Origin of the sequence: Burkholderia territorii (assembly GCF_902833055.1) — a bacterium.
Classification (GTDB): Bacteria; Pseudomonadota; Gammaproteobacteria; order Burkholderiales; family Burkholderiaceae; genus Burkholderia; species Burkholderia territorii.
Genome location: NZ_CADFEJ010000024.1, coordinates 16659 through 29627 on the forward strand (window position 1 = coordinate 16659; position 12969 = coordinate 29627).

General features: G+C 65.6%; 13 protein-coding genes. 5 read left to right on the plus strand and 8 right to left on the minus strand.

The genetic code is table 11. The annotated features are described in order from the left end of the window. Positions 1-148 precede the first annotated feature (148 nt). The 3 genes from ampC to HW466_RS27235 form a co-directional block, all read right to left on the minus strand. The gene (ampC, locus tag HW466_RS27225; protein WP_059772519.1) at positions 149-1318 is read right to left on the minus strand and encodes a class C beta-lactamase; all 1170 of its coding nucleotides are present in this window, start codon (positions 1316-1318) and stop codon (positions 149-151) included. Positions 1319-1501: 183 nt separating this feature from the next. Further along, the gene (locus tag HW466_RS27230) at positions 1502-2314 is read right to left on the minus strand and encodes an alpha/beta fold hydrolase (protein WP_151003207.1); all 813 of its coding nucleotides are present in this window, start codon (positions 2312-2314) and stop codon (positions 1502-1504) included. Between the two features lie 107 nt (positions 2315-2421). Next, positions 2422-2859 (minus strand): hypothetical protein, encoded by a 438-nt coding sequence (locus HW466_RS27235; protein WP_151003205.1) that lies wholly within the window; start codon positions 2857-2859, stop codon positions 2422-2424. Positions 2860-3261: 402 nt separating this feature from the next. On the opposite strand from HW466_RS27235, the gene HW466_RS32155 reads away from it, so the two are divergent. The 5 genes from HW466_RS32155 (at position 3262) to HW466_RS27255 (ending at position 7024) form a co-directional block, all read left to right on the plus strand. Then, positions 3262-3396, plus strand: coding sequence for a hypothetical protein (locus tag HW466_RS32155; protein WP_006750603.1), 135 nt, complete (start codon positions 3262-3264; stop codon positions 3394-3396). Between the two features lie 147 nt (positions 3397-3543). Then, on the plus strand, positions 3544-4302 hold the full coding sequence (locus HW466_RS27240) for a hypothetical protein (protein ID WP_059799788.1): 759 nt from the start codon (positions 3544-3546) through the stop codon (positions 4300-4302). Positions 4303-4361: 59 nt separating this feature from the next. Continuing rightward, a complete protein-coding gene (locus HW466_RS27245) occupies positions 4362-5054 on the plus strand; it encodes a pentapeptide repeat-containing protein (protein ID WP_059541583.1) in 693 nt (230 codons plus the stop codon). Between the two features lie 330 nt (positions 5055-5384). After that, positions 5385-5672: a hypothetical protein gene (locus HW466_RS27250; RefSeq protein WP_196483617.1), complete on the plus strand. Its 288-nt coding sequence runs from the start codon at positions 5385-5387 to the stop codon at positions 5670-5672. 275 nt (positions 5673-5947) lie between these two features. Further along, a complete protein-coding gene (locus tag HW466_RS27255; protein ID WP_230938243.1) occupies positions 5948-7024 on the plus strand; it encodes a polyamine ABC transporter substrate-binding protein in 1077 nt (358 codons plus the stop codon). 174 nt (positions 7025-7198) lie between these two features. On the opposite strand, the gene HW466_RS27260 is transcribed toward HW466_RS27255, so the two are convergent. The 5 genes from HW466_RS27260 to HW466_RS27280 form a co-directional block, all read right to left on the minus strand. After that, positions 7199-8416, minus strand: a complete 1218-nt coding sequence (locus tag HW466_RS27260) for a porin (RefSeq protein ID WP_151003202.1) — start codon at positions 8414-8416, stop codon at positions 7199-7201. A 69-nt stretch (positions 8417-8485) separates the two neighbouring features. Further along, the gene (locus HW466_RS27265) at positions 8486-10294 is read right to left on the minus strand and encodes a tannase/feruloyl esterase family alpha/beta hydrolase (RefSeq protein WP_151003200.1); all 1809 of its coding nucleotides are present in this window, start codon (positions 10292-10294) and stop codon (positions 8486-8488) included. A gap of 197 nt (positions 10295-10491) precedes the next feature. After that, the gene (locus HW466_RS27270) at positions 10492-11196 is read right to left on the minus strand and encodes a substrate-binding domain-containing protein (RefSeq protein WP_060348802.1); all 705 of its coding nucleotides are present in this window, start codon (positions 11194-11196) and stop codon (positions 10492-10494) included. Positions 11197-11210: 14 nt separating this feature from the next. Beyond that, positions 11211-11894 carry a 4-carboxy-4-hydroxy-2-oxoadipate aldolase/oxaloacetate decarboxylase gene (ligK, locus tag HW466_RS27275; protein WP_059793177.1) on the minus strand — a complete coding sequence of 228 codons (684 nt, stop codon included), beginning with the start codon at positions 11892-11894 and terminating at the stop codon, positions 11211-11213. 2 nt (positions 11895-11896) lie between these two features. Next, positions 11897-12922 (minus strand): amidohydrolase family protein, encoded by a 1026-nt coding sequence (locus tag HW466_RS27280; protein ID WP_151003198.1) that lies wholly within the window; start codon positions 12920-12922, stop codon positions 11897-11899. Between the last annotated feature and the right edge of the window lie 47 nt (positions 12923-12969).

Below are 12969 nucleotides of genomic sequence, written 5' to 3' on the forward strand. Positions count from 1 at the left end.
CCGAGCACCTGCTCGGGCCGCAACGCGCCGGTACGTGACACGACGTCCGGCGCGACTGTGATCGATCGCCGCTCGTTCGTCGCGCGAGTCGATCATCCACACTTCGCGCCGATCGTCGGCAATTGCATGCGGGCCGCGACGGCGCACGTTACGGCTTACCGTGCAGCGACTCGACGATCCGGTACGCAGTCTTCACGCGATCCTCGATCGGGAAGCTGCGGTTCGCGAGCATCACGATCGCGATTCGCTTCGCTGGAACGAACGCGACATAGGTGCTGAAGCCGTTCGTCGATCCCGTCTTGTTGATCCATGTGTCCGGGCGTGGCGCAAGCGGCGGCTCGAGTTGAGTGGCAGGCGTCGCGTCGTAGAGCATCGGCGGCGCATTCCCCGCGAGCAGCGTCGGCAACGCGACGGGATACGGATACTGTTCCCAGATCAGGTCCTGCGTGAGCGGGCCTGCCCGGAAATAGCCGGTATGCGTGCGTTCGAGCGCGCGTTGCAGCCGCGGCGACGTCTCGACGAGACCCATGTTCGCCTGCACGAAGCGCAGCAGGTCGGCCGCCGTCGTCCTGACGCCGTACGCCGGTTGCCACAGCATGCCGCCCGTCATCCGGATCGGCTTGCCATCTTGCGTATAACCCTGCGCGTAGTCGGCCTGGCGAGCGGCGGGCACGTCGATGTAGGTGTGCGTCATCCCGAGCGCGGGGAACAGCCGCTGTTCCATCAGCACCGTGAAGTCTTCGTGCATCGCCTTCGCGGTGAGAATGCCGAGCATCCCGATCGCGACGTTGGAATACGTGCGACGCGTGCCCGGCGCGTATGCGGGCCGCCATGCGTCGAGATAACGCATCAGGTCCGCGTCGTCGCGGATGCTGTCCGGCACCTGCAGCGGCATTCCACCGGGCGTATGCGTGCCGAGATTGAGCAGCGTGACGGCACCGAACGGCTTGCCCTGCAGTGCAGGCAGGTATTTTCCGGCTCGGTCCGCGAGCGACAGTTCGCCGCCTTCCTGTGCGTCCGCCGCCAGCGTCGCGGTGAGCGTCTTGCTGACCGAGCCGATCTCGAACAGCGTGTCGGCGGTCACGGGCGCGCGGGTTTGCGTCGACATCACGCCGTAGTCGAACACATAGGGCTTGCCGTCCGCCACGACGCCGATCGCCATGCCGGGAATGGCGAACCGTTTCATCAGCGGCGCGACGTGGCGCGTCACGGTGTCGTGGATCTCTTCCTGCGTGGCGGCGGCCGCGCGGCCGGCCGTGGCGGCGGCGCACGCGGCGACGAACAAGGTCGCGGCAATGCGGATCGCGTTGAATCGCATGATTGCGGTTCCTTCGATTTCTTGATAGTTGCGTGGACAACAGGTCCGCCCGCGCCGCGCCCTTCGCGGCAGCCGGCCTGTCGAAGCAGGACTATCCGCCGCCTGCCGCTTGCCAACAATCGATGAAATTTTGCGCGAGCCTAAAGAAAATCTTATGCAGCATGTGAACCGGCGATGCGAACGTCAGTCCGGCAGCCGGTCGAGAAACGCCAGCATCGCGGCGTTGAAGCGCGCGGGCCGTTGCAGCGGCGCGAAGTGGCTCACGCCCGGAAGGATCGTCAGCGTCGCGCCCGGAATCGTGCGTGCGAGATACGCCGCGTGTTCGGGACGGATGAACTCGTCGTGCTCGCCCTGCACGATCGCGACCGGCACGCCGATCGCCGCGAGGTCGGCCGCACTGTAATCCGGTTGCGTGCGCATCATTTCGCTGACGGCCGCAACGAACGCATCGAACTCGCCCGGCGTCGCGGACAACCGCGCGTAGTCCTTGCGGTGCCGCGCGAAGCAGCGGTCGATCAGCGGGCTCGGCGCCATCTCCTTCGTGCCGCCCGGATCCATGTTGCATGCGAAGAAGAACACGCCGGCAGCACGCTCCGGCGCGCGGGCGGCGAGCACGAGCGACACGCACGCCCCGTCGCTCCAGCCGACGAAGCGTGCGCGCCCGATGCGCAGCGCATCGAGCACCGCGAGCACGTCGCCGGCCATGCGTTCGTAGGAATAAGGGCGATCGTCGCGCGTGCTGCGGCCGTGGCCGCGGCTGTCGATCACGATCGCCCGATAGCCGGCCTCGAGCAGCGCCGGCACCTGGTTGCCCCAGTTGCCGCCATGGCCAAGGCCGCCGTGCAGCAGCACGACCGGCGGCCCATGGCCGAACGACGCGTGCCAGATGCGCGCGCCGTCGTGGTCCAGCCATCCTTCGGTGTCGGCCGCCGGCAGCGGCGTGCCGCCGTGCGCGTCGAAACGGGCGAGATCGTCGTCGGCGTATTCCGCATTCATCGTCGTGCCGTCCTTTCGAGGGAGACGAGCTTCGGATTGTAATGCGCGGAATGGCGTGCCGGGACGCGTGCGCGCACCGCGTTGCGGGACGATGCGGCGCGGTGCCGTCAGGCCTGCGTCGACACCAGCCCGCCGGACGTCGAGCCGCCCGACTTCTGGATCGCCTGGGCAAGCTGGGCGATCGCCGTCGACAGCGCGGCGGAGATCGTGCTGGCTTCCGCGCTCAGCGTCTGCTGCTCGATCGCCGCGGACGGGTCGCTTTTCGCGCGCTGCGCGGCGCCCGCCATTTGCTGCTGCAGCTGCGCGAGCTGTTTCTGCAGACGCTCGATGAGTTGCTTGAGCTGCTTGACCGCGGGATCCTCGCCCGAGGATCCCGACGCGCCCACCGTCTGCCCCGCGCCATCGGCCGGCGTGGCACCGTTCGTCGGCGGCGAAGCGGTGGACGTCGCCGTCGATGCGGCGCCGGTGCCGGTGCCGGACGCGCTGGCATTCGCATTGCCGGCGGCCAGCGAAGTTTGCGGGGCGGAGGAAAGATCGATCTGCATCGTGTTGGTCCGTAATGAGCGTGCAACCCGGATGGGTTGAACAGGCAATACCTTGCAACCGGTTTACGGTATTCGTCGGATAAAACTTTAGCCCCGTCCCCGGAAGCGTCTTGAGCGACGCCCGTGCCGTGGCTGACGTGCGCGGACCGTCGATTGTCGCGAAGGGGCCGGATTGCCTGACCGGCGACGCTGGTAAAATCGTCGGCTGCCTGCCGCCGCGGCACAACGGCGGCTTCCGGCAAGGCCTGCACGGGCTCCAACCCGGCGCAGGCGCGTGCCCGGTCAGGCTCGCCATGCGATGCCCTCCGGCGCAGCCGGAGAGCGGGCCCGGCACCCACATCGGCATGACGACGCGCCGACTTCGGCGCGCCCCCCTTCATCACGCATTTCGAGGAACTCACGATGGCCCGCATCGGCGCCTTCTGCCTGACCACGTGGCTCGCGGCCGCGATTCTCTATTTCGGCCAGCATTCGGTCGCGATGATTGCGCTCAGCGGCGTGGTCGTGTTCGGCGGATTCGATCTGCTGCGCCCGTAGCAATGACGGCGCCCGCGCCGGACGCGATCTCGCCACCGCACTGAAAAAGCACCGACCGGCACGCGGTGACGGAGCGTAAGATGCTGGTCGGAAGCGTCATCCGCGCGCAGCGCGAACGCGGCAACTACCCGATCAGGCCATCCAACCATGAAACAAGGCATTTTCGTCGCCACTCCCGCCTACGGCGGCATGTGCTACCTGCCCTACGTGAACGGGCTGCTGGAGCTTCAGCGTGCGTGCCTGGACGCCGGCCTCGCGTTCGAATACTTCTACCTGAGCGGCACCGCATTGTTGCATCAGCAACGAAACGTCGCGGTGGAGCGCTTCCTGCAGAGCGGCCTGTCGCACATGATGTTCATCGATGCGGACATCGGCTTTCGCGGCAGCGACGTGATCCGGATGTTCGAACAGCAGCACGACGTGATGCTCGGGCTGTATCCGTCCAAGAGCATCAACTGGGCCGCGGTCGCCGACGCCGCGCGCGCCGATCCGTCGGCGCCGCCCGAGCGGCTCGCGTTGTTCAGCGCCGATTACAGCCAGACCGTGTATGCGATGGACGGTGCAGCGTCCCGGATCCAGCTCGATTCGGTTTCCGAAGTCCATTCGGGCGGCGCCGGCTTGATGATGATCGCGCACGGCGTATTCGAGAAGATGGCGCAAGCCTTTCCCGAAACGAAGGTGCAGTTCCCGTCGAGCTATCAAGGCCTGTCGCCGAATTCCACAACCATGTACGAACACTTCGAATTCCTGAGGGAGCCCGATGGGCGCTCGCTGTCGGAGGATCTGTCTTTCTGCAGGAAGTGGCGGATGTGCGGCGGCAAGCTGTATGCGTGTTCGTGGTTCAAGACCGTTCACGTGGGCGTTCATCTCCATGAAGGCAACCTCCCCGCGTTGCTCGGCCGATGAGCCGCGAGCCCGAATAGCCGATATCGGGCACGAAACCTTCAACCCACACTGAATTCCCCATGGCACCCTGCGGAGTTTCCGTCTCCGGCCGAACGCTCGATCGCGCCGATCTGCTGCTTCTCGTCGAAAGCTCGCCCGCGCCGATACATCTCGAGGACTGCGATCTCGAAGGCGCGGACCTGTCGCGGCTCGATTTGCGCGGCCTGCGATTCGAGCGTTGCGCGCTCGCGGAAGCGTCGTTCGTCGGCGCGACGCTCGCGCGGACCGAGTGGATTCGTTGCCGCGCGCGCCAGGCAAGCTTCGCGTCGGCCGATCTCGAAGATGCGCAGTTTCAGTCCTGCGATCTCAACAACACGAGCTGGCGCCGCAGCAAGCTCAGCTCGGCACGCTTCGATGAATGCCGGCTCACTGGTGCCGACTTCGAGGAATGCAAGTCGCTCGGCATCGCGTTCTCGAACACGCTGCTGGTGGGAGCGAGCCTGCGCCGTTTCTCGTTTCGGAAGACGCGGCTCGTGGCGCTCGATTTCTCGGATGCCGATCTCGCCGGCACGGATTTTCGCGACGCCGTGTTCGAAGGCGGCAGCCTGCGCAACGCGCATCTGAACGACGTGCGCTTCGACGGCGCCGACCTGCGCGACGTGGACCTCGGCGGCACGCCCAGGCTGCTCGCGTCGGGCGTGCTGCGCGGCGCGACCATCTCGTATGACCAGGCCGCGATGCTGATCGAGAATCTCGGGATCCGGGTCGCTTGACCATTGCTTGCGCCGTTGTTCGCGTCGCGGCCGCTATTCGGGAGCGCACTCACGTGCCGCGCATGTTGCTCATGCCGCCGGTGACCCGTCGAATATTCTCATCACTTCGGCGACACGCCGACCGACACGAGCACGCGCGGCCCGTGTTCTCACACTCGCCTTCCGGTTCCATCGCCACGCGAATCACTAGGGAAAATCCGGAGACATCCTTACAGCGATTTACCTGATGATTCACAGGAACGCCATGTTTCGGCGATTTCGCTTTGCAGAATGCTTTCGTTTTGCTTGACGGCCGCGGTGCCACTAACCGGCAACCGCGACGAGCGAAGCGTGAAACGACAAGCGCCCGCGCATCGCGAGGTGTTCAATACTTTCAACAACCGGTCGAGAGTAATCGTGAGAATCCGTGGCCCGCTGGTGCGGTGGAGACGAGGCGATGCGCGCAATGTGCGTGTCGCGATCTCATCCGCCGACGACAGTGACCGCCGGCAGAGTCCTCGCCTGCATCTGTCGATCTATACCATCCTGTCCCGCCGTTCCGTCCGCCGTCACAACGCCGTCGCCGCACGCGCGTTCGTCGCGATCCACACCGACGACGTGGCGTCGCTCCTGCCTTAGCGCGTCCACTTCATTCCCTTCGACCAGCGCATCGCTTCGCGTGGCTCGCGACGCGATCGGCTCGCGCTTTGTGTCCGCACGATTCGCTTCGCATCCCGAATGAACTCGTGATCGTCATGCATCGTCGGCGCCCGTTTCGTGCGCCGGCCGGTTTCACACGTCCGTCCCCTGAACCGAGACGCGACGACTCGCCAGCCGCCGAGCGCCGCGTCCCCCGATACGGAAAACACGCCATGCAACTCCGCACCTTCCGCCGCACCGTCGCCACCGCCGCCATGATGTCCGTCGCGGGCATTGCCACCTTCGGCGCCATGCACGCCCGGGCAGCCGGCGAACTGAACATCTACAACTGGTCCGACTACATCGCGCCGGACACGATCCCGAATTTCCAGAAGCAGACCGGCCTGCACGTGCGCTACGACAACTACGACAGCGACGACACGCTGCAGGCGAAGCTGCTGTCGGGCAACTCCGGCTACGACATCGTCGTGCCGACGTCGAACTACATGGCCAAACAGATCCAGGCGAACGTCTACCAGCCACTGGACAAGACGAAGCTGCCGAACCTGGCGCACCTCGATCCGCTGTTGATGAAGATGGTCGCCGACGCCGATCCCGGCAACCGGTACGGCGTGCCGTGGGCTTATGGCACCGACGGCATCGGCTACAACGTGCAGGCCGTGAAGAAGGCGCTCGGCGACAAAGCGCCGGTCGACAGCTGGGCGCTGGTGTTCGACCCGGCCAACATGGCGAAGTTGAAGAGTTGCGGCGTATCGTTCCTGGATCAGGCGGTCGACGTGTTCGCCGCGACACTGCAGTACATGGGCAAGGACCCGAACAGCACGAATCCGGCCGATTACCGCGCCGCATACGAAGTGCTGAAGAAGGTGCGCCCGTACATCACGCAGTTCAATTCGTCGGGTTACATCAACGATCTCGCGAACAACGACCTGTGCGTGTCGTTCGGCTATTCCGGCGACGTCGGCATCGCGCATCGCCGGGCGGCGGAAGCAAAGCGTCCGTATGAGATCCGCTTCGCGAATCCGAAGGAAGGCGGGCTGCTGTGGTTCGACATGATGGTGATCCCGAAGGATGCACCGAATCGCGACGCCGCGCTGAAGTGGATCAACTACCTGCAGGACCCGAAGGTCAACGCGGCGATCACCAACGCGGTGTTCTACCCGACCGCGAACAAGGCCGCGCGCCAGTTCGTGAAGCCCGCGATCGCACGCGATCCGTCGGTCTATCCGGCAGACGAAGTGCTGAGCAAGATGACGCTGCTCAAACCGATGCCGCCCGAGATTCGCCGTCTCCAGAACCGGTTGTGGGCGCAACTGAAGACCGGACGCTGAGGTGGCGGCGCCGGTCGGACGACGGAGCGACGGGCGCGGCTTGTCCGAGCCGGCCGTTGCTGGGCCACTCGCCACTGCCGTGCACGGGCGACCGCGCGTTCGCTCCGACCGCCGGTGACGGCGGCCATACGCGCTGCACCGGCGTATGGCCGCCCGGCCTGCATGATGCACCGGTCAGAACCGGTGAATGATCCCCGCGCCGAACGCGAACTGATTGCCGGTCGACGACGGTGTGGAGTTGAAGCCGTCGCCCAGTGTCGCCGTCGCGGCGACGATGCTGCCCGCGCCGCTCGTGCCGAGCGTCTTTCCCTTCGCATGCTGATACGCTTCGAGCAGGTAAAGCCCCGTACGCTTCGACAGCGAGTAGTACTGCGACAGGTTGAACTGATGATACTGCGCGCTGTCGGTGATACCGTTCGCCTCGGTCGCGCGCGTGTACGCATAGCCCGCACCGAAATCCCACACCGCCGAAGGCTTCCAGTGCAGCACCGCGCCGGCCGTGTTGAAGATCGCGGTATCGAAGAACTTCGATGCCGAGCCCGGGATGTATTCGGTGTTGGTATACGTGGCCGTCGCATCCCATGCATCACTGAACCGGTAGCTGAGGCCAACGGCGAACCGCTGCTGCGCCTTCGCGGTCTGGTAGCCATTCGTCAGCGCCGACACGCCGATCTGTGAACCGCCGTTCGATGTCGTCGAACTCGCGCCCCACGTGCCACCGGCCGTGTTCGAGTTGTTCACGCGCTCGAACGCGACGCCGACGCCGAGCGGGCCGGCCGCGTACTGGATGCCGGTCGCCCACGTCGAACCTGCGTTCGTGCTTCCGGCCACGCCGCCGAGCGAATACGAACCGCTCAGCGTCAGGCCGTACCATTTCGGCGACGTGTACTCGAGCGTGTTGTTCGCGCGGTAGATCGTGTCGAGCCCGTCGACGTCGCCCGGGTGCGCGCCGTAATAGCCGGTGACCCACGTGGTCGGGCTGAACGGCGACATCGTCTGGTAGTACGACGCGTATTGCCGGCCCGCCGTGAGCGTACCGTAAGTCGCATTCGTCAGCCCGACCCACGCCTGCCGCCCGAACATCGCATCGGTGTACTGCATCGCCCCCGTGCCGGAGTTGAAACCCGATTCGAGCGTGAAGATCGCCTTCGTGCCGCCACCGAGGTCTTCCGCGCCCTTGAGGCCGAAACGGCTGCCGGCCCACACCCCCTGGTTCATCCTGACGACCGACTTGCCACCGCTCGTCGAGCTGAGCGTCGTCGCATTGCTCTGGTAGCCGATCCCGTTATCGACGATCCCGTACAGCGTGACGCTGCTCTGCGCGAACGCCGGCGCAACGGCCGTCATCGCGGCACCGAACGTCAGCGCCACGCGTATTGCCTGCTTGTTCATCAATCAGTCTCCTTCCTTGCCTCGTTGAGTGGTTAATGTGTTATCGGGGCGGAGCCTGGCGTCATCGGATCAAGGACGATATGCACGCCAGCCGTTACCGCCCTTGCAAACGAGTTGCGAACCCTGGATCTGGCACTGCGCCTCATACCCGGGCGAGTACAGCCATTCGCCAGCCCAGCGCAGGTCGACGTACGGGTCGGCATTCGGCGTATCGGCGACGAAACTGGCCGCATCGTCGGTGCTGCCGCTGCCCGTGTAGCGTGCGGTGGCCGGATACGGGAACACAGGGCGCGTGCGCGTCGTGTTGCCGTTCGTATCGACGATCGACGCGACGATCCTGCCCGGGGTCGCGTCCGTCTCGGTCCACGCCATCAGCGGCGAGAGGATGTCGAACACGTTCGGCCCCTGTCCGCCGCCGCAGTGCGCGACACCCGGGAACAGATAGAAGCGCGCGAAGCGATCGACCTTTGCATCGCCCATGTAGCGCTTCATCGCTTCGTAGTATTCGATGCTCGAACGCGGCGAGATGTGCTGATCCTCCAGACCGTGCCACAGCAGCAGCTTGCCGCCACGGCCGGCGAAGCGGCTCAGGTCCGGATCGGTCGCGGCCAGGTAGTTCGACACCGGCACCGTCTTCGCGAATGCATCGAGCGTGAACTTCAGGTCGGCGATCGTCGCCGACGGGTACGACGCGTTGTAGTAGTCGAGATAGCGAAGGAACGGCAGCACGAAACCGATCGTGCCGCTCTGCGCGGTGGCGGTCGCCGGGACGAACAGCGTCCAGTTCAGCTCCGAGCCCCATTCACGCGATACGAAAGGTTCGAGACGTGTGCCGTCCGCCGCCGTCGCGCCGTCATGAATCCGGCGCACCACGTCTGCTTCCTGCGGCGTCAGGCAGGTCGCAGTCGATTGCCCCTGTGCGCACACGATCGTCGCGGGATCGAAACGGCACGCACGCGGATTGTCGATCACGCCATCGACCACGCCGTCCAGACCGTCGCATGCCTTCAGCACGGCCGCGTGCAGCATCGGCAGCTTGCCGGCGAGCAGGATCGCGTTGCCCGTCTTCGGGTCCGTGTTGACCGCGTTCGGCCACGCATGATGGAACGTGTTCTGCACGATCAGGTCGTTGGCGGGTGCGCCGGCGGCAATGCCGTCGAAGTCGTCGGGGAAGCGCTGCGCCTCCATCAGCGCCTCGCGGCCGCCGTCCGAGCAGCCGTCGAAGTAGGCGTAGCGCGCGGGCCGCGCATAGAACTTGCCGATGATCGCTTTTGCCACTTGCGCGGTCGCATGTTCGGCGCGGTACGCGAAGTCGAGCTTCGCTTTTGGGTCGAGCGCCCACGAGCCGTCGTTGCCACCTTCGTGGCCCATGTCGGTCGCGGCCATCGCGATCGTTCCGTTCGTCACCGGCACGCAGGTCGACGCCATCGGCGCATTGACGGACAGGTTCCCGCACAAGCCACCGCAGCCCGTCTGCAGATAGCGTTGAGTCCAGCCTTGCGTCGGCAACTGCAATTCAAACAGCGACGCGCCCGGGCCGATCGTGCCTTTCACGTCGCAGACGGGCGCGGGCAGTGTATTGTTGCCGACGACCGTGCCGGCCGGCAGCAGCACCGCCGACGTGATCGTGACGGTACCGTCGGTCACGCCGCTCAGGTCGAGTGCCGCGACCGACGGGCACGACATCGCCGGCATCACCGCCGGAAGATTTGCAAGGCCGCCGGTGCTCGCGGCCTTTGCCACGTTGGGCCAGCCGGTCAGCGCAGCGCACAACCACACGACGCCGATCGCCAGCACCCTGGCCAGCACATCGCACCTGTTGCGCGCCGTGCGATGCCGAGCGCGCACCATCCACCCTGCCCTGCCGTTCGTCTGCATGCCTGTCTCCTGTCGTTGTTTGCTATGTCGCTCGCTCGGGAATGAACGATGCGGCGACGTGGTGTCGGCCATTCGCTACATCGGGCGAAGCATCACGCCCGTTACCTCGTATTCAGCATAACTACGTTCCTGACACGACCCGTTGCGAAGAAGGCCATATTCCATCTGATCCGTTTATCGGTTGCGCCCAACCGGCCTCATGCAGGCTCCATCCCGTACAAGCCCTTCACGGAATCGGCTTGCGCAGACGCGAGATACGCGAGAAACCGCGCAGTGGCCGCGCGATCGGACGCCGTGCCGCATATTGCCGCCGCGAACACCGTCACCGCCTGGACCTCATCCGGCAGCGGTCCGGCGACATCGATGCCCGGCGCATGCATCAGCTCGCTCAACTGCTGAAAGCCGAGCTCGACGTCGCCGGCCGCGATCAACCGGCCGACCGGCACGCCCGGTGGCGCCTGCACGATACGCGGTGCGATCGTGTCGGCGATGCCCCAGCGCGCGAACAGGCGATTCAGGTGCGCACCACTCGGTCCCGTCGAGTAACCGATCCGGCCGGCCCTCAGGATCGCGTCGCGCAACGCAGCCTCGGTGCCGATTTCCGGCCGCGTCGCGCCGCTCGCCACCGCGACCGCGATGCCTGAGCGGGCAACGTCCACGCGGCTGCCGGCATCGACATGACCGCTCGCCGCCAACTGCTCGATCGCATCGGACGCGAGCACGACGAAATCGAACGGCTCGCCGTTCCGCACGCGCCGCGCGGCATCGACCCCGCCAATCGACGTGATCGACACGTGTGCACCCGTTTCGTGCTCGTAAAGGGCCGCGAGCCTCGCCAGCAGTGGCCGCGTCGCCATCGACGAAATACCCGCGGCGATCGCCGCACCGCCTGACGCCGCCATCGCCGCCGCCTGCATCAGTCGATGTAGCGCAGGCCGGCCTGACGCAGCGGCTCGCGCATGTCGTACATGTCCAGACCCAGCACGCCGGACGCGAGCTTCGCACGCTTCGCCGCTTCGTTCGCCTCGCGCGCGACGGCCTTCTCGAGCACTTGCGCCGCACGCGCGGCCGGCACCACGACCACGCCGTCGTCGTCCGCGACGATTACGTCGCCGGGGTTGACGAGCGAACCCGCGCATACCACCGGTACGTTCACCGATCCGAGCGTCGCCTTGATCGTGCCTTTCGCCGAAATCGCCTTGCTCCACACCGGAAACTGCATCGCCTCGAGCACCGCGACGTCGCGCACGCCGGCATCGATGATCAATGCGCGCGCGCCGCGCGCCTTGAAGCTGGTCGCGAGCAGGTCGCCGAAATAGCCGTCGGTGCAATCCGCGGTAATCGCCGCGACGACCACGTCGCCGGGACGGATCTGTTCGGCGGCAACGTGCATCATCCAGTTGTCTCCCGGATGCAGCAGCACCGTGACCGCTGTGCCGGACGCACGCGCGCGCGGATAGATCGGCCGCATGTACGGCTTCAGCAGCCCCGTGCGGCCCATCGCTTCGTGTACCGTCGCCGAGCCGAGCGCGCCGAGCCGCGCGGCGACGTCCTGATCCGCGCGATGGATGGTGCGGTACACCACGCCGAGTTCAGTCATGATCAAAGCCCCTTCGCTTTCAGTTGCGCATCCAGGCGCGGATAAACACGCCGTGCATTGCCTTCGTAGATCTTGTGACGCGCGTTCGCGTCGAGCGACGACGCCTCGATGTATCGCTTCGTGTCGTCGTAGTAGTGCCCCGTCTCGGGATCGATGCCGCGCACCGCGCCGATCATCTCGCTCGCGAACAGGATGTTGTCCACCGGAATCACGCCGGTCAGCAGGTCGATGCCGGGCTGGTGATACACGCACGTGTCGAAGAACACGTTGTTCAACAGGTGGTCCTTCAGAAGCGGTTTCTTCAGCTCCTGCGCGAGCCCGCGAAAACGTCCCCAGTGATACGGCACTGCGCCGCCGCCGTGCGGAATCACGAACCGCAGCGTCGGGAAATCGCGGAATAGGTCGGAGGTCAGGCACTGCATGAAGGCCGTAGTGTCGGCGTTCAGGTAGTGCGCGCCTGTCGTGTGGAAGCACGCGTTGCAGCTCGTGCTCACATGGATCATCGCGGGAATGTCGTACTCGACCATCTTCTCGTAGATCGGGTACCAGTAGCGGTCAGACAGCGGCGGGCTGGTCCAGTGACCGCCCGACGGGTCGGGATTCAGGTTGATTGCGACGTTGCCGTATTCCTCGATGCAGCGCACGAGCTCCGGAATGCACGTCGCGACATCGACGCCCGGGCTCTGCGGCAGCATCGCGGCCGGCACGAAATGATCGGGAAAAAGCCGTTGCACGCGATGGCACAACTCGTTGCATACGGCCGCCCATGTGCTCGATACCTGGAAATCGCCGATGTGATGGGCCATGAAGCTCGCACGCGGGCTGAAGATTGTCAGGTCGAGGCCGCGCTCGCGCATCAACCGCAGCTGGTTGTGCTCGATCGATTCGCGCAGTTCGTCGTCGCTAATGTTCAGCTCGGCGACCTTCGGCTGTTCGGACGGACTGCCGAGCGCCGCGACCTGGCGATTGCGCCATGCTTCCAGCGCCTTCGGCGCGGTGGTGTAGTGACCATGAATGTCGATGATCATTGATGCTCCTGCGTTTGATGATGTGTCCGGCCCCTCGCCAACGACCG

Coding starts and splice junctions, on each gene's coding strand:
- ampC (WP_059772519.1), bottom strand. CDS start 1,318: ATGCGATTCAACGCGATCCGCATTGCCGCGACCTTGTTCGTCGCCGCG.
- HW466_RS27230 (WP_151003207.1), bottom strand. CDS start 2,314: ATGAATGCGGAATACGCCGACGACGATCTCGCCCGTTTCGACGCGCAC.
- HW466_RS27235 (WP_151003205.1), bottom strand. CDS start 2,859: ATGCAGATCGATCTTTCCTCCGCCCCGCAAACTTCGCTGGCCGCCGGC.
- HW466_RS32155 (WP_006750603.1), top strand. CDS start 3,262: ATGGCCCGCATCGGCGCCTTCTGCCTGACCACGTGGCTCGCGGCCGCG.
- HW466_RS27240 (WP_059799788.1), top strand. CDS start 3,544: ATGAAACAAGGCATTTTCGTCGCCACTCCCGCCTACGGCGGCATGTGC.
- HW466_RS27245 (WP_059541583.1), top strand. CDS start 4,362: ATGGCACCCTGCGGAGTTTCCGTCTCCGGCCGAACGCTCGATCGCGCC.
- HW466_RS27255 (WP_230938243.1), top strand. CDS start 5,948: ATGATGTCCGTCGCGGGCATTGCCACCTTCGGCGCCATGCACGCCCGG.
- HW466_RS27260 (WP_151003202.1), bottom strand. CDS start 8,416: ATGAACAAGCAGGCAATACGCGTGGCGCTGACGTTCGGTGCCGCGATG.
- HW466_RS27265 (WP_151003200.1), bottom strand. CDS start 10,294: ATGCAGACGAACGGCAGGGCAGGGTGGATGGTGCGCGCTCGGCATCGC.
- HW466_RS27270 (WP_060348802.1), bottom strand. CDS start 11,196: ATGGCGGCGTCAGGCGGTGCGGCGATCGCCGCGGGTATTTCGTCGATG.
- ligK (WP_059793177.1), bottom strand. CDS start 11,894: ATGACTGAACTCGGCGTGGTGTACCGCACCATCCATCGCGCGGATCAG.
- HW466_RS27280 (WP_151003198.1), bottom strand. CDS start 12,922: ATGATCATCGACATTCATGGTCACTACACCACCGCGCCGAAGGCGCTG.